The organism is Microbacterium sp. LWO14-1.2 (genome assembly GCF_038397715.1).
GTDB lineage: Bacteria > Actinomycetota > Actinomycetes > Actinomycetales > Microbacteriaceae > Microbacterium.
The window spans coordinates 86,087-101,931 of record NZ_CP151633.1 but is presented as its reverse complement, the minus strand read 5'-3'; the positions used below and the strand labels follow the sequence as shown (position 1 = coordinate 101,931).

The following is a 15,845-nucleotide window of genomic DNA, read 5'->3' as shown; positions in this document are numbered from 1 at the left end:
GCAAGTCTAGGGCTGCCGGTGGGAACTCTCAGACCTGCGCGGCACGACCGAACCCGGCCTCAGGTCGAGCCGGCGAAGCAGCTGGGCGTTGAGTGCGACGACGATGGTCGACAGTGACATGAGGATCGCCCCGACGGACATCGGGAGAACGAACCCGACCGGCGCGAGGATGCCGGCGGCCAGCGGCACGGACAGGAGGTTGTAGCCCGCGGCCCACCAGAGGTTCTGCGTCATCTTCCGGTACCCCGCCCGCGACAGCTCGATCACGGAGACCACGGTGCGCGGGTCGTCTGACGCCAGGATCACTCCCGCCGAGGCGATCGCCACGTCTGTGCCCGCGCCGATCGCGAGACCGACGTCGGCCTGCGCAAGCGCCGGCGCGTCGTTGACGCCATCCCCGACCATGGCGACGCGACGGCCTTCCGACTGCAGTTCACGGACGGTGGAGGCCTTGTCCTCAGGACGCACGCCCGCGAACACCCGGCGGATGCCGAGATCGGCGGCCACGTGCTGCGCAACAGCCTCGGCGTCGCCCGTGACCATCACGACGTCGATGCCGCGCTCCTGGAGCGCTGCGACGGCGACGGTCGACTCCGGGCGGACGGCGTCGGCGAGCCGCAGCGCACCGGCCACCCGGTGGTCGATCACGACATGCAGGATGATCGCGCCCTCGGAGCGCCATGCCTGCGCGGCCGGGAGCTCGGACAGTCCTTCACCAGCGAGCAGACGCGGTCCGCCCACGGCTACGTGCTGGCCCTCGACGGCGGCGCTCACGCCGACGGCGGGGGATGAGTGGAAGTCGGACGCGGACGGGACGGAGAGTCCACGCGCCTCCGCGGCGGCGACGATGGCCGTGGCCAGCGGGTGCTCGGAGTCGATCTCCGCGGCGGCGGCAGCGGCGAGCACCTCGTCTTCGACGAAGCCGGTCGCCGTGCTGACAGCGGTGACCTCGGGCCTTCCTGCGGTGAGCGTGCCGGTCTTGTCGAACAGCACGGTGTCGATGGTGTGCATCGTCTCGAGAGCGAGCCGGTCCTTCACGAGGACCCCGGCCCTGGCCGCACGCTCGGTCGCGATCGAGACCACGAGCGGGATCGCGAGTCCCAGAGCGTGCGGGCAGGCGATCACGAGGACGGTGATCGTGCGCACCACGGCCTCGTCGGGAAGACCCACGATCGACCAGGCCGCGGCGGTGATGGCGGCGGCGCCCAGCGCGAACCAGAACAGCCAGGCGGCTGCTCTGTCTGCGATGCGCTGAGCTCTCGACGATGACGACTGGGCGTCGGACACCAGCTTCTGGATCCCGGCCAGTGTCGTGTCGGCGCCGACGGCGGTCACCTCGACCCGGATGCCGGAGTCTGTGGCGACGGTACCCGCCACGACGGCGTCGCCCACACCGCGATCGACCGTCTTCGACTCCCCGGTGATCATCGATTCGTCGACGCTCGCAGAGCCCTGGGTGACACGGCCGTCAGCCGGTACGCGTCCGCCGGGGCGGACGACGACGACGTCGCCCACCCGCAGGTCGCTCGGCGACACGACGACGGTGGTCGCACCGTCGACGCGCTCGGCCTCGTCGGGCAGCAACGCCGCGAGCGAGTCGAGGGCCGACGTGGTCTGCGCGAGGGAACGCATCTCGATCCAGTGCCCGAGCAGCATGATGACGATCAGGAGGGCGAGCTCCCACCAGAACTCGAGCTCGTGGTGGAGGACACCGAGGCTGGCGCCCCACGAGGCGGCGAACGCGACGGTGATCGCGAGGCCGATCAGGAGCATCATGCCCGGTCGCCGCGAGCGCAGTTCTGCGACGGCGCCGGTGAGGAAGGGAGCGCCGCCCCAGACGTACATCACGGATCCCAGCACGGGGGATACCCAGCGAGCCCAGGACGGGACGTCGTAGCCGAGGATCATCGCGAACATCGGCGAGGTCGCGACGACGGGGACCGCGATCACGAGCATCAGCCAGAAAAGACGGCGGAAGCGCTCTGTATGTCCGGCGTGGTCGTGGCGTCCGGCGTGGTCCGCGTGGTCGTGGTGCTCGGCGCGGACGTGGTCGTGGTCGTGAGGACCAGCGTCGGGGCGATCCGCGCGGACGTGTTCCGGGGTGTGATCGTGCATCATCAGGAATCTCCGTTCTCTGCATCGATCACAACAGAATACCCCCAGGGGGTATTCCAACGGGGAAGAAAAAGGCCCGGGTCAACGACCCGGGCCTTCGTGGGGTGAGTAACGGGACTCGAACCCGCGACATCCGGCACCACAAGCCAGCGCTCTACCAGCTGAGCTATACCCACCATGTGCCGACCGGAATCGGCAACCAGACGAGTCTATTACATGTTTGGAGTGAACTCCGACACGGTACGGCTCGCGATGTCGCGCGCATCGTCGCTCGACGGTCCTGGTTCGTCGACGAAGACCGCTTCCCGGTAGTAGCGGAGTTCGCGGATCGACTCCAGGATGTCGGCGAGTGCGCGGTGACCACCGTCTTTCGAGGGCGCCTGGAAGAACACCCGCGGGTACCAACGCCGGGAGAGTTCTTTGATGCTCGACACGTCGACGTTCCGGTAGTGCAGCCACTGGTCGACCTGCGGCATGTACTTCGCGAGGAACATGCGGTCGGTGCCGATCGTGTTGCCCGCGAGTGGAGCCTTCTTCTCGACGGGAGCGAATCGCTTGATGTATGCGAGGGTCTGAGCCTCGGCCTCCGCCAGCGTGATGCCGTGCGGGATCTCTTCGCTCAAGCCGGAGGTCTCGTGCATCTTCGTGACGAAATCGTTCATGTGCGCGAGCGCTTCATCACTCGGGCGGATCACGACCTGGAACCCGGGATCGACCGGTCGGAGCTCGAAGTCGGTGACCACCACCGCGATCTCCACCAGTTCGTCTACAGCGAGATCGAGGCCCGTCATCTCGCAGTCGATCCAGACGAGCCGGTCGTTCTCAGACGCAGTTACCATGCCGCCATCCTATCGACGGCTCCGACATCGGGGCCTTGGCGCGGTACGGTGGAGATGTCCGCCTCCGTAGCTCAGGGGAAAGAGCAGGAGCCTTCTAATCTCTTGGTCGCAGGTTCGAATCCTGCCGGGGGCACAAGCATTTCGATCTCAGCCGTTGCGCAGAGCGGCGACGGCGTCGTCGGCACGCCAGAAGTCGCCGACCAGCCGGAACCGACCCGTGGGCAGATGCAGCCGCTCTGCGCGGTAACGGAGGCCGAGAGGATCGGCGACGATACGAAGGTGTCCGAGTACTCGGCCTGTGTCGTCCTGCACGCGCCACAGGTGAGCCGAGGCGCGGACGAGGTGCTCGCGTCGTGAGGACAGTCGGGGTGCGGCGTAGGGCACCTCTGGTGTGGTCAGAAGCTGGGTCTCGGACATCGGGTTCTCCTCTCTGATTCGAACATACGATCGACCTCCGACATTCCTTTCGAGCAGGTCGTGATCAGCGGCTCTCGACCTCTTCTGCACGGAACGCCTCGCGAGTCGGGTTGTCCCCGTCTGCCGGGTTCTCAGCTCTTCCGCCGAGCGGAGCTCTCCCGCGATGGTGATGCTGTGAACACCCGGGCGTGGGACCCGGCTCGCGAAGGAGACACACATGCAGGACACCGTCACGATCATCGGCAACGTCGCCACCGACCCGACGCAGGGACGCACGGCTGGGGGAGTGCCGGTCGCGAACTTCCGCCTCGCCAGTACGCACAGGCGCTTCGACGAAGCCACGCAGACCTGGGTCGACGTCGGCACGAACTGGTACTCGGTCGCCGCCTTCCGTCATCTCGCGGAGAACGTCAAGGCGTCGCTGCGCGCCGGGGACAGCGTGATCGTCACCGGGCGGATGAAGATCCGGGCCTGGGAGAACAACGGCAAGCAGGGGACGAGCGTCGACATCGACGCGGATGCCGTCGGGCACGACCTCCGCTGGGGTACCACTGCGTACCGCAGGTCGCCCTCCCGATCGAGCTCTGCCGACCAGGATCGGGGGGCCGCCGACACGGCCCCGTCGAGCGCTACGTCGTCCTCGGAGGCGTCCGAGGACGCCCGTGCCATCGACACATCCTGGGCGGACCCCGACCTCGCCTCCGCCGAATCGGCGAGCGGTGATCCGGGCGCTTCCGGGTCCGCGGGCGACGCCTGGGGTGCTCCCTCCTAGCGGAGCGGCAGCGCGTGGCGCACGGTCGTCGCAGACGCCCCCGTAGACTCGGGGCGTGCTTCGACGACCGGCTTCCAGAACGGCGCGCGCTGCCGCTCTCCTCTCCGTCGCGGTGGGGGCGGCGCTCGTGTTGTCCGCGTGCGGTCCGCAGGGTGGCCCCACGCCGTCTCCGACCGCGGTGGAGACGAGTGCCGCACCGACGCCGAGCGGCCCCGTGCTCGTTCCGGAGGGTACGGCCGAGGAGAACCTGCCGCTGTTCTCGGCGGTCACCGCGCAGGTGTGGGCGTCCGATCAGCGCGCTGCCGGCCGCGCCTACATCGACGCGCTGATCGCCGCCGGCTTCGACCGTGAGGCCATGCAGGTGACACAGGACGTCTCGACGGTGGGGAATCCTGCCGAGAGCCTGCAGTTCTCGGTGAGGTGGGGCGAGACGGAGTGCCTCGTGGGCCAGGTCGGGCCGTCGACCGGCGAGCCCGTCACGGCGGTGCTGCCGCAGCTCGCCGAAGGCCGCTGCCTGATCGGCAGCACCCGACCGATCGACTGGTGATCCCGCGGGCCCGGGGCCGATCTCCCCGAGAGCGGATTCGTGGCCTAGCTCCGCTCGTCGGCTCGATGGGAGAGGGGCCGGTAGGCTGGAGTGTCGAACTTCGACGCCAACAGAAGGAGCGGTTTTCGGTGGCTGAGTACATCTACTCGATGGTCCGTGCACGCAAGGCGGTGGGCGAGAAGCTCATCCTCGACGACGTGACGATGTCGTTCCTCCCCGGTGCGAAGATCGGCATGGTCGGCCCGAACGGCGCCGGTAAGTCCACGATCCTCAAGATCATGGCCGGTCTGGACACGCCGTCGAACGGCGAGGCCAAGCTCACGCCGGGCTTCTCGGTCGGCATCCTGATGCAGGAGCCGGAGCTCGACGAGTCCAAGACGGTCCTCGAGAACATCCAGGACGGCATCGCGATCAAAGCGAAGCTCGACCGGTTCAACGAGATCTCGGCGCTCATGGCCGATCCCGACGCCGACTTCGACTCGCTGCTCGCCGAGATGGGGACGCTCCAGGAGGAGATCGACGCCGCCGACGGCTGGGACCTCGACTCGCAGCTCGAGCAGGCCATGGACGCGCTCCGCACCCCGCCGGGAGACGCCGCGATCGCGCCGCTCTCCGGCGGTGAGAAGCGACGCGTCGCTCTCGCCAAGCTGCTCCTGCAGAAGCCTGACCTGCTGCTGCTCGACGAGCCCACGAACCACCTCGACGCCGAGAGTGTGCTGTGGCTGGAGCAGCACCTCCAGTCGTACAAGGGCGCGGTCATCGCGATCACCCACGACCGGTACTTCCTCGACCACGTCGCCGAGTGGATCGCCGAGGTCGACCGCGGACGCCTGATCGGCTACGAGGGCAACTACTCGACCTACCTCGAGAAGAAGGGCGAGCGCCTCGAGATCCAGGGCAAGAAGGACGCGAAGCTCGCCAAGCGCCTCAAGGAGGAGCTCGAGTGGGTTCGCTCCAGCGCGAAGGGCCGCCAGACCAAGTCGAAGGCGCGTCTCGCCCGCTACGAGGAGATGGCGGCGGAGGCCGAGCGGACCAGGAAGCTCGATTTCGAAGAGATCCAGATCCCGGCCGGTCCGCGTCTCGGCAACGTCGTCATCGAGGCGAAGAAGCTGCAGAAGGGCTTCGACGGGCGCTCGCTGATCGACGGCCTGAGCTTCAGCCTTCCGCCGAACGGCATCGTCGGTGTGATCGGCCCCAACGGCGTCGGAAAGACGACGCTCTTCAAGACCATCGTCGGCCTCGAGCCCCTCGACGGCGGTGACCTGAAGATCGGCGAGACGGTCAAGATCAGCTACGTCGACCAGTCGCGCGCGAACATCGACCCCGACAAGACGCTCTGGGAGGTCGTGTCGGACGGGCTCGACTTCATCACCGTCGGCAAGACCGAGATCCCGTCTCGCGCGTACGTCTCGAAGTTCGGCTTCAAGGGACCCGACCAGCAGAAGAAGGCGGGCGTCCTCTCCGGTGGTGAGCGCAACCGACTGAACCTCGCGCTCACGCTCAAGGAGGGCGGCAACCTGCTGCTCCTCGACGAGCCCACCAACGACCTCGACGTCGAGACCCTCAGCTCGCTCGAGAACGCCCTGCTGGAGTTCCCCGGCTGCGCCGTGGTCATCACCCACGACCGGTGGTTCCTCGACCGGATCGCCACGCACATCCTCGCCTACGAGGGCACCGACGAGAAGCCCGACCAGTGGTACTGGTTCGAGGGCAACTTCGAGGCATACGAGGAGAACAAGATCGAGCGCCTCGGACCGGATGCCGCGAAGCCGCACCGCTCCACCCACCGCAAGCTCACGCGCGACTGACGCGATGACCGAGCACGCACCCGGGCCCCGCCTGCACATCCCGATCCACCTCCGCTGGGGGGATCTGGATGCGTTCAATCACGTCAACAACACCTCGATGCTCAAGCTGCTCGAGGAAGCACGTGTGCGAGCCTTCTGGCGGGCGGGCCCAGGGGAGCAGGCGCCCTCGACGGCGGTGCTCGACTCCGGCATCGACGAGGGCGTGCTCACGCTCATCGCGCGGCAGGAGATCGAATACCTCGCTCCGGTGCCTTACCAGCGGCGTCCGCTCGAGGTGCAGATGTGGTTCGGCAAGCTCGGCGGGTCCAGCGTCGAGGTCTGCTACGAGGTCCACAACGACCCCGCCGCGGAGCCGCGCACGATCTACGCGCGATCGACCGCGGTCATCGTGCTCGTCGACGCCGGCAGCGGACGACCCACCCGTCTCACGCAGGAGATGCGCGACGCCTGGGAGCCGTTCGTCGGCCCGTCCATCGAGTACGCGCACCGCTGAGCGGTCTGCGACGTCGCCGACCGACACGCGGTCGTGGCTGTCTCACGCCTGCTCGGGCACCCGCACCATGATCTCCTGAGCGACCGAGGCCACCAGCTCGCCGTCGCGGGTGAAGATCCGGCCCTGCGCGAGCCCACGACCACCGCGGGCGTTGGGAGACTCCTGCACGTACAGGAGCCACTCGTCCACGCGCGCGGGTCGATGCCACCACATCGCGTGGTCGAGGCTGGCGACCTTGAGGCCGGGAAGGGCCCAGTACAGGCCATGCGCGCGCAGGATCGACTCCTGGATCGTCATGTCGCTCAGATACGCGAGGGCTGCCCGATGGATGCGGGGGTCGTCGGGCAGAGGTGCCCGCATCCTCATCCACACGCCCTGCTCGGACACCTGCGAGTCGTCACCGGGCAGGAACAGCGGGCCCTCGACGTGACGCACGTCGGCCGCACGGTCGCTCAGCATCCGAGACGTGCCCGCGGGCAGCCCGTCGACCCGCTCCTCGTCGGGGAGGAGGCTCTCGGGATCCGGCACGTCGGACGGCATGGGAGCCGAATGCTCCACACCGGGCCCCTCGTCCTGGAAGGACGCGATCATCGAGAAGATCGGCACGCCGTTCTGGTACGCCTGCGAACGCCGCGTCGAGAAGGATCGACCGTCATGAATGCGGTCTACTGCGATCGTGAGGCCCTGGCTCGCGTCACCCGGGCGCAGGAAGTAGCCGTGCATCGAGTGCGCCGCCCGGTCCTCGGGCAGAGTGCGTTCCGCAGCGAGCAGACTCTGCGCAAGCACCTGTCCGCCGTAGATCCGTCCCGAGGGCATCGGGTGCGAACGACCCGTGAAGATGTCCTCCGTGGTGCGAGCCCGGGTGTCATCGAGATCGAGCACCTCCAGGAGCTGCTCGACAGTGCGGATCGCGTGCGAATCAGCGGTCATGACATCCCTCCGCAGCGGCCGGGGCGTCCGCTGGCCTTGATAGTTTAGAGGGTGTGTCCTCGCAGCTCGTCCTCGCCGATGCCCCCACAGCCAAGGACGTCCTGACGTTCGTCGGGCGGGCCGGCCGCATCTCCGATGAGGGCGTCCGACTGCAGGCGAACGGCGGAGTCCTCGCCCTGACCGCGGCTGCTCTCGCCCCGCAGGGGCTCTTCGACCACACCCCGACCGTGCTCGGAATGCGCGTCGTCCACGCCGACCCCGAGCTGGTCTGCGACATCGTGGTGGCCTCGCTCACCGCGACCGACGACGAGCGGATGCTCGACCTTCCCGAGACCGGACTCTCCCCGGCATGGGCTGGCATCGCTCCGCCCCGCGCCGACTGGGAGCGGATCGGGAGCATCGCGGCATCCACCGTCGCGCAACGAGCGCAGTGGGGGATCAGCGCCGTCGCCCGAGGTGCGACCGACGGTGCGGGCGAGGAGGCCGTCCGCGCTCTGCGCGCCGCGATCTGGGGCGAGCCGGAAGACGACCTGCTCGGGCTTCCGAGGGGCGTGGCCTTCGCCGCCGATGCCTTCGGCTTCATCTCCGGCGAGGAGGACGTCGCTGTCATGCGGTCCGGTCGCTGGACGCGACTGGCCTTCCGCCGGGGGCACGTGCTGACTCGCGGCCCCGCCGCGATCGGGCTCACCGCGGTGCGCGGGACCGGCTCCGGCGACTGACCCGTCGGAAGGCGCCCCGCTGGACGGCGCCCCGCTGGACGGCCCGCCCGGCGACGGCCATCCTCAGCGCGACGACGCCCTCCCCGCCTGACGTCCCGAGAACAGGCACCCGCCGAGGAACGTCCCCTCGAGCGCCCGGTAACCGTGCACGCCGCCGCCGCCGAATCCGCTGGCCTCGCCCGCGGCGTACAGCCCGGGGATCGGCGCGCCGTCCGCGTCGAGGGCTCGACCGTCGAGGTCGGTGGTGATCCCTCCCAGCGACTTGCGGGTGAGGACGTGGAGCTTCACCGCGATCATCGGTCCCGCCGCCGGATCCTGGAGGCGATGGGGCGCTGCCGTGCGGATGAGGCGATCGCCCCGATAGCCGCGCATCGAGCGCAGCATCCCGATCTGCGCATCCTTCGTGAAGTCGTTCTCCATCTCGCGGTCACGGGCGACGACCTCGCGACGGACGTGACCGATGTCGAGCAGGTCGCCGCCGGGATGCTGCTGCATCTGCTCGAGCAGCGAGTCCAGGTCGTTCTCGACGATGAAGTCCTCGCCCTCGTCGAGGAACGCCTGCACGGGGCCGGTCGGTCCCTTCGCCAACCGTGATCGCAGGAGCAATCCGACGTCCTTGCCGGTGAGGTCGGGGTTCTGCTCGCTCCCCGACAGTGCGAACTCCTTCTCCACGATCTGGCGCGACGTGATGAACCAGGAGTGGTCGTGTCCGGTCCGACGCAGGTGAGCGAGCGTGCCGAGCGTGTCGAAGCCGGGGTAGAGCGGCCCGGGCAGCCGGGTGCCCGTGGCGTCCACCCAGAGGGACGACGGACCGGGAAGGATCCGGATGCCGTGCGACGGCCACACCGGGTCCCAGTTCGTGATGCCCTCGACGTAGTGCCACATGCGATCGCCGTTGATGAGCCGCGCGCCGGCAGCGGCGCTGACCTGCTGCATCGATCCGTCCACGTACGCGGGTACGCCGGTGAGCATGTGCTCCGGCGGGGTTCCGAGTCGTGACGGCCATGCCGCGCGCACGAGGTCGTGGTTCCCGCCGATCCCGCCCGAGCTGACGATGGTGGCGGCAGCCGTGATGTCGAAGTCGCCGATGACGTCGCGTGAGGACGGGACGCCGCGCTCCGCGGCGCTGGACGACAGGATGCTGCCGCGTGCGCCGGTCACCGCTCCATCGGTCGTCGCGAGCTCGGTCACCCGATGGCGGGGGAGGACGGTGAGGTGGCCGTCGCGTTCGCCCTGCTCGACGGCCGCGGCGAACGGCGCGACGATGCCCGGGCCCGTACCCCACGTGATGTGGAACCGCGGCACGGAGTTGCCAGGGCCGAGTGCGCCGTACCCGCCGCGTTCCGCCCAGCCCACGACCGGGAAGAAGCCGACACCCCGCTCGCGCAGCCACGCGCGCTTCTCACCCGCCGCGAACTGCAGGTACGCCTCCGCCCACCGACGCGGCCATTCGTCCTCCGGCCGGTCGAAGCCGGCGGTGCCGAACCAGTCCTGCGTCGCGAGGGTGAGGGAGTCGCGGATGCCCATGCGCCGCTGCTCGGGAGAGTCGACGAAGAAGAGGCCCCCGAACGACCACCACGCCTGCCCACCGAGGTTCGTGCGCGGCTCCTGGTCGACGATGACGACGCGCTTGCCGGCATCCAGCGCTTCACTCGCTGCGACGAGACCGGCGAGTCCCCATCCGATCACCAGGACATCTGCGGACAGGGTCTTCGTCGTCATGTGCTCTCCGTTGATTCCTGACGCGATCGGGTCTCGAGCGTCGGACGGCCGTCGGCTGACGTGCCGATACCGGAGGGCTCGAACGTGTTCACCATGGCATATGCGGCGCGCTCCAGGTAGTCCCAGAGCGTCGATTCGTGCAGAGGCGACAACTGCGCCTCGTCCACGGCCGTCCGCATATGCTGCAGCCAACGATCACGGGCGTCCGGATTGACCCGGAAGGGCATGTGTCTCATCCGCAGCCGCGGGTGACCGCGTGTCTCGCCATAGGTCGTCGGACCACCCCAGTACTGCTCGAGGAACAGCAGGAGACGCTCCTCGGCCGGGCCCAGGTCCTCCTCCGGATACATCGCCTTCAGCACGGGGTCGAGCGCGACCTCGCGGTAGAAGACCGACACGATCTTCGCGAACGTCTCACGTCCGCCGACCTCGTCGTAGAAGGTCACTTCTGGGTGCTCCCGTCGTCGTTCTGCTGCTTCTTGCGTCGCCAGATCCCGCGGTCGGGGATGACGGGCACTCCCGTGACCGCGTTGGGCCGCGTCTTCGGCGGGTTCGCACCCCGCACGCGGCGGGCGCCGTCCAGACCGGTCGGGACGACGGTCGCCATGCTCGGCAGGTCGATCTCGTTCTCCCGCAGCGCGGTGCGGAGACGCTTGCGCAGCTCCTGCGCCACGTCGTCCTTCGCGTTCGCACGCGCCTTGATGACGATCCGCACGACGAGCGCCTCTCCGCCGATCGACTCGAGACCCCACAGCTCCGGCTTCTCGATGATGCGCGTCCGCCATTTCGGATCCTTGGCGAGTCCCTGCGCGGTCTCCAGCATGACCTGCTCGACCCGATCCAGATCGGCGTCCAGGGGCACGCCGATGTCGATGATCGCTCGTGCCCATCCCTGCGACATGTTGCCGATCCGGGTGACCTCGCCGTTGCGGACGTACCAGAGAGTGCCGTTGACGTCGCGCACCTGCGTGATGCGCACGCTCACATACTCCACCACGCCCGACGCCAGGCCGAGGTCCACGACGTCGCCGATGCCGATCTGGTCCTCGGCGACGATGAACATGCCGTTCAGGACGTCTTTGACGATGTTCTGCGCGCCGAAGCCGAGACCGGCGCCGACCGCGGCGGTGAGCAGCGTGAGGGAGCCGAGCAGGCTGGTGTCCAGCGCATTGACCACGAGGACGACGGCGATCACGACGAGCATGACGTTGACGATGTTCTGCAGGATCGTGCCGAGGGTGCGCGTGCGCTGCACGAGTCGCATGTCGGCGAGCGGCGACCTCTCCAGTGCTTGCGTGTCGTCGACGGCGGCCTTGTTCTTTGCCGTGTCGACGATGCGGTGCACGACGCGACGGATGACCACGCGCAGCACGAGGGCGATCAGGACGCAGGCGACGATGATGATCGCGACGTTCAGGGCTTTCATGCCGATCTCGCCGAGCACGCGCACGAACTCGGTCCACTCAGCCGAGGGAACGACTTCTTCGGGCGGGGGAGTGACTTCGGAAGGCAGGGGAATCATCCCTTCCAGGGTAGCGAGAAGGCCTCAGCGCGGGCTGGACGCACCGCGCTGAGGCCTTCGATCCGCTGAACGTCAGTCGTCGGCGTCGCGCGACTGCGCGGCGAGTGCACGCTCGACGTCGGCGAGGTTCTCCATCACGAGGCGGCGCAGGGCGGGTGCGGCGTCCTGGTGCTCCGCCAGCCAGGCGCGGGTCGCGTCGCGGAGCGCGACATCGGCGATCGCGGTCGGGAAAAGCCCCACGACCAGGTACTGCGCGATCTGATACGTCCGCGACTCCCAGATCGGCACGAGCATGTCGAAGTAGGGCTGGACGAACTCGCGGAGCGCGTCGACCCCGGCCGGGTGCACGAATCCGAGCGCGGCAGAGCGCACGATGGTGTTGGGGGCGTCGTCGCGCTCGATCAGCGAGGCCCAGGCCGCGCGCTTCGAGGCGACATCGGGAAGCGCTGCACGCGCTTGCGCCGCGAACTCCGCACCCTTGGCCGTGTTGTCGGCGGCCAGTGCCGCGTCGATCGCCGCGGCATCCGTCGCTCCGATGGTCGCGAGCCCCACGAGCAGCTGCCAGTTGAGGTCGGCGTCGATCTCGAGGCCGGGCAGCGTCTCCTCGCCCGAGCGGAGTCGGCCGACGATGCCGGCGTGCTCGGGGGTGACGAGCGAGCCGGCGAACGCGGTCACGAACTGCAGCTGGCTGTCGCTGCCCGACTCCGCGCCCTCGGCGAGCGCCCACAGCCCGTCGGCGACCTTCTGACGGGCAGCCTCGCGCTGATCGGGGGCGACGTACAGCGTCGCGGCCGAGCGGAGCTGAGCGAGCGTGGTGCGCACCGTGGTCGACTCGGTCTCGCGGCCGATGTTGCCGAGCACGAGGTCGATGTAGTCCGACGCCGCCGTCTCGGCATCCCGCGTCTGGTCCCAGGCCGCGCCCCAGACCAGCGAGCGCGGGAGGGGCTCGCTGATGTCGGCGAGGTGCGCGATCGCGGTGGCGAGCGAGCGCTCGTCGAGGCGGATCTTCGCGTAGGCGAGGTCGTTGTCGTTCAGGAGCACGAGGTCGGGACGCTTGAGTCCCTGCAGCTCGGGCACCTCGGTGCGGTCGCCGTCGACGTCGACCTCGACGTAGTGCACGCGCACGAGAGAGTCGTCCCGCAGCGAGTAGAACCCGATGCCCAGCCGGTGCGGGCGGATCGTGGGGTAGTCCGCCGGCGCGGTCTGCGTCACGGCGAAGCGCGAGATCGTGCCGTCGGAATCCTCGACGATGAACGGCTCGAGCGTGTTGACGCCCGCGGTCTCCAGCCACTTCTTCGACCAGGTGCTCAGCTCGCGACCGCTGGTCGCCTCGAGCTCGGTGAGCAGGTCGCTGAGCTCGGTGTTGCCCCAGGAGTGCTTCTGGAAGTACTGCGAGACACCGGCGAAGAACTGCTCGATACCGACCCACGCCGCGAGCTGCTTGAGGACGGATCCGCCCTTCGCATAGGTGATGCCGTCGAAGTTGACCTGCACGTCTTCGAGGTCGTTGATCTCGGCGACGATCGGGTGCGTCGACGGCAGCTGGTCCTGACGGTACGCCCAGGTCTTCTCCATGGCGTTGAAGGTCGTCCATGCCTCGGTCCACTCGGTGGCCTCGGCCGTCGCGATGGTCGACGCCCACTCGGCGAACGACTCGTTGAGCCAGAGGTCGTTCCACCACTTCATGGTGACGAGGTCGCCGAACCACATGTGAGCGAGCTCGTGCAGGATCGTGACGACGCGGCGCTCCTTCACGGCATCCGTCACCTTGCTGCGGAAGACGTAGGTCTCGGTGAAGGTGACGGCGCCCGCGTTCTCCATGGCCCCGGCGTTGAACTCCGGGACGAAGAGCTGGTCGTACTTGGCGAACGGGTACGGGACGCCGAACTTCGACTCGTAGTAGGCGAAGCCCTCGCGGGTCTTGTCGAAGATGTAGTCGGCGTCGAGGTGCTGCCACAGGCTCTTCCGTCCGTAGACGCCGAGCGGGATGACGCGGCCCGATGCGCTCGTCAGCTCCGAGAAGGTCGCCTCGTAGGGGCCGGCGATCAGGGCCGTGATGTACGAGGAGATACGCGGAGTGGGCTCGAAGCCCCACGTGGCGATCGAGCTGTCGTCATGAAGGATCGGCTCGGGCGTGGGGGAGTTGGAGACGACCTTCCACGCGGCGGGCGCCGTGATCGTGAACTGGAACGTCGCCTTGAGGTCGGGCTGCTCGAACACCGCGAAGACGCGGCGGGAGTCGGGGACCTCGAACTGCGAGTACAGGTAGACCTCGCCGTCGACCGGGTCGACGAAGCGGTGCAGACCCTCGCCGGTGTTCGTGTACAGGCAGTCGGCGTCGACCACCAGGACGTTCTCGGCCTGCAGGCCGGAGAGCGCGATGCGCGAGTCGGCGAAGACCTCATCGGGGTCGAGCTGCTCGCCGTTGAGGGAGATCTCGCGCACCTCGCGCGCGATCAGGTCGATGAACGTGAAGCTCTCGGGGGTCGCCGTGAAGCGGACGACGCTGCGGGAACCGAAGACCTCGGCGCCCTTGGTGAGGTCGAGCGACACCTCGTACGACTGGGTATCGATGACGTCGCGGCGCTCCTGCGCTTCGATACGGGTGAGGTTCTCTCCAGGCACAGCTGTACTCCCAGGGGTGAGGGGATGTCACCGCAACCCGGCGCAGTTGGCGCCCACGGCAACCATGACAGCCTACGCCAGCATCCCGGCCTGTCTCACGTCCGGGAGGTGAAAGGATGGAGGGGTGACTGCGATCGAGCCGAACACCGTCCCCTTTGCCTCAGCCGCCGCCGCGAGCGGAGCACCCTTCGTGACCACGCCGGTCGCGTACGACGGCATCCTGCTCGCGGGCTTCGGAGGACCAGAGGGGCAGGACGACGTCATCCCGTTCCTGCGCAACGTCACCCGGGGCCGCGGCATCCCCGACGAGCGCCTCGAGGAGGTCGCGCACCACTACCGCCACTTCGGCGGCGTGAGCCCGATCAACGGTCAGAACCGCATCCTCAAGGAGGCCCTGGAGGGCGAGCTGAAGCGGCGGGGCATCGACCTGCCGGTGTACTGGGGCAACCGCAACTGGAGCCCGTATCTGGAAGAGGTCGTGACCGAGGCGGCCGACACCGGCCACACGACGCTCCTCGCATTCGCGACGAGCGCGTACAGCTCCTTCTCGAGCTGCCGTCAGTACCGCGAGGACTTCGCCAGGGTGCTGCAGGAGACGGGCCTCGGCGAGACCGTCACGATCGACAAGATCCGTCCCTTCTACGACCACCCCGGCTTCGTCGAGTCGTTCGAGACGGGCGTCCGCGAGGCCGTCGAGTCGTTCCTCGGCCAGGGCATCGCGGCATCCGACATCCAGATCCTCTTCTCGACCCACAGCATCCCCACGGAGGATGCCCAGCGCTCCGGAGCTCGCGACATCGACTGGGGCGAGGGCGGCGCGTACGCCGCGCAGCACCTCGCGGTCGCCGCCTGGGTCATGGACCGGGTGCGAGCCACCGTGCCGGCCGCGGCCGACATCTCATGGGAGCTCGTCTACCAGTCGCGCTCCGGCCCCGCCTCCCAGCCGTGGCTCGAGCCCGATGTGTGCGACGTGATCGGCGAGCTGTCGTCGCGAGGACGCAAGGCGGTGGCCGTCGTGCCCGTGGGCTTCATGAGCGATCACATGGAGGTGCTCTGGGACCTCGACACCGAGGCTGCCGAAGCGGCGGAAGAAGCGGGACTCGCGTTCACCCGCACGCCGACGCCCGGCGTGGCCCCGTCGTTCGTCGCCGGGATCGTCGACCTCATCGAGGAGCGTCTCGAAGGGCGCCCCAACGAGCAGCGGCCGCACGTCACCTCCCTCCCCGGCGGCTTCGACGTCTGCCGACCGGGATGCTGCGAGAACATCCGCGCGGGGTTCAAGCCGGCGGCGGCCGGCGTCGCACCGTGATGTCGCACGTCGGCGGCCGATCCTAGG

General features: G+C 68.6%; 14 protein-coding genes and 2 tRNA genes. 7 read left to right on the top strand and 9 right to left on the bottom strand.

All coding sequences use genetic code 11. The features are described 5' to 3' along the window. Window positions 1–6 precede the first annotated feature (6 nt). The 3 genes from MRBLWO14_RS00550 to orn form a co-directional block, all read right to left on the bottom strand. Window positions 7–2,118, bottom strand: coding sequence for a heavy metal translocating P-type ATPase (locus MRBLWO14_RS00550; protein WP_341934550.1), 2,112 nt, complete (start codon window positions 2,116–2,118; stop codon window positions 7–9). Between the two features lie 97 nt (window positions 2,119–2,215). Next, a tRNA-His gene (locus MRBLWO14_RS00545) sits at window positions 2,216–2,291 on the bottom strand. 36 nt (window positions 2,292–2,327) lie between these two features. After that, a complete protein-coding gene (gene orn / locus MRBLWO14_RS00540; RefSeq protein WP_341934549.1) occupies window positions 2,328–2,954 on the bottom strand; it encodes an oligoribonuclease in 627 nt (208 codons plus the stop codon). Window positions 2,955–3,014: 60 nt separating this feature from the next. Here orn and MRBLWO14_RS00535 point away from each other — a divergent pair. Next, window positions 3,015–3,087, top strand: a tRNA-Arg gene (locus MRBLWO14_RS00535). Window positions 3,088–3,101: 14 nt separating this feature from the next. Here MRBLWO14_RS00535 and MRBLWO14_RS00530 read toward each other — a convergent pair. After that, on the bottom strand, window positions 3,102–3,371 hold the full coding sequence (locus MRBLWO14_RS00530) for a hypothetical protein (RefSeq protein ID WP_341934548.1): 270 nt from the start codon (window positions 3,369–3,371) through the stop codon (window positions 3,102–3,104). Between the two features lie 217 nt (window positions 3,372–3,588). Here MRBLWO14_RS00530 and MRBLWO14_RS00525 point away from each other — a divergent pair, with 217 nt between their 5' ends. The 4 genes from MRBLWO14_RS00525 (at window position 3,589) to MRBLWO14_RS00510 (ending at window position 6,991) form a co-directional block, all read left to right on the top strand. Continuing rightward, window positions 3,589–4,143, top strand: a complete 555-nt coding sequence (locus tag MRBLWO14_RS00525; RefSeq protein WP_341934547.1) for a single-stranded DNA-binding protein — start codon at window positions 3,589–3,591, stop codon at window positions 4,141–4,143. Between the two features lie 55 nt (window positions 4,144–4,198). After that, window positions 4,199–4,690, top strand: a complete 492-nt coding sequence (locus MRBLWO14_RS00520; RefSeq protein ID WP_341934546.1) for a hypothetical protein — start codon at window positions 4,199–4,201, stop codon at window positions 4,688–4,690. A gap of 128 nt (window positions 4,691–4,818) precedes the next feature. Next, the gene (gene ettA, locus MRBLWO14_RS00515) at window positions 4,819–6,498 is read left to right on the top strand and encodes an energy-dependent translational throttle protein EttA (RefSeq protein WP_251585365.1); all 1,680 of its coding nucleotides are present in this window, start codon (window positions 4,819–4,821) and stop codon (window positions 6,496–6,498) included. Window positions 6,499–6,502: 4 nt separating this feature from the next. Beyond that, on the top strand, window positions 6,503–6,991 hold the full coding sequence (locus MRBLWO14_RS00510; RefSeq protein WP_341934545.1) for a thioesterase family protein: 489 nt from the start codon (window positions 6,503–6,505) through the stop codon (window positions 6,989–6,991). 42 nt (window positions 6,992–7,033) lie between these two features. On the opposite strand, the gene MRBLWO14_RS00505 is transcribed toward MRBLWO14_RS00510, so the two are convergent. Continuing rightward, window positions 7,034–7,921, bottom strand: a complete 888-nt coding sequence (locus MRBLWO14_RS00505; RefSeq protein WP_341934544.1) for an acyl-CoA thioesterase II — start codon at window positions 7,919–7,921, stop codon at window positions 7,034–7,036. 53 nt (window positions 7,922–7,974) lie between these two features. Here MRBLWO14_RS00505 and MRBLWO14_RS00500 point away from each other — a divergent pair, with 53 nt between their 5' ends. Then, window positions 7,975–8,640 (top strand): hypothetical protein, encoded by a 666-nt coding sequence (locus MRBLWO14_RS00500; RefSeq protein ID WP_341934543.1) that lies wholly within the window; start codon window positions 7,975–7,977, stop codon window positions 8,638–8,640. Between the two features lie 63 nt (window positions 8,641–8,703). On the opposite strand, the gene MRBLWO14_RS00495 is transcribed toward MRBLWO14_RS00500, so the two are convergent. The 4 genes from MRBLWO14_RS00495 to pepN form a co-directional block, all read right to left on the bottom strand. Continuing rightward, window positions 8,704–10,362, bottom strand: coding sequence for an FAD-binding dehydrogenase (locus MRBLWO14_RS00495; protein ID WP_341934542.1), 1,659 nt, complete (start codon window positions 10,360–10,362; stop codon window positions 8,704–8,706). Next, on the bottom strand, window positions 10,359–10,853 hold the full coding sequence (locus MRBLWO14_RS00490; protein WP_341936245.1) for a globin: 495 nt from the start codon (window positions 10,851–10,853) through the stop codon (window positions 10,359–10,361). Before MRBLWO14_RS00490 ends, MRBLWO14_RS00495 begins: the two co-directional genes overlap by 4 nt. Continuing rightward, window positions 10,805–11,788, bottom strand: coding sequence for a mechanosensitive ion channel domain-containing protein (locus MRBLWO14_RS00485; protein WP_341936244.1), 984 nt, complete (start codon window positions 11,786–11,788; stop codon window positions 10,805–10,807). Before MRBLWO14_RS00485 ends, MRBLWO14_RS00490 begins: the two co-directional genes overlap by 49 nt. A 168-nt stretch (window positions 11,789–11,956) precedes the next feature. Next, window positions 11,957–14,509 (bottom strand): aminopeptidase N, encoded by a 2,553-nt coding sequence (pepN, locus tag MRBLWO14_RS00480; protein WP_341934541.1) that lies wholly within the window; start codon window positions 14,507–14,509, stop codon window positions 11,957–11,959. Window positions 14,510–14,633: 124 nt separating this feature from the next. Here pepN and MRBLWO14_RS00475 point away from each other — a divergent pair, with 124 nt between their 5' ends. Next, a complete protein-coding gene (locus tag MRBLWO14_RS00475; protein WP_341934540.1) occupies window positions 14,634–15,818 on the top strand; it encodes a ferrochelatase in 1,185 nt (394 codons plus the stop codon). Window positions 15,819–15,845 lie beyond the last annotated feature (27 nt).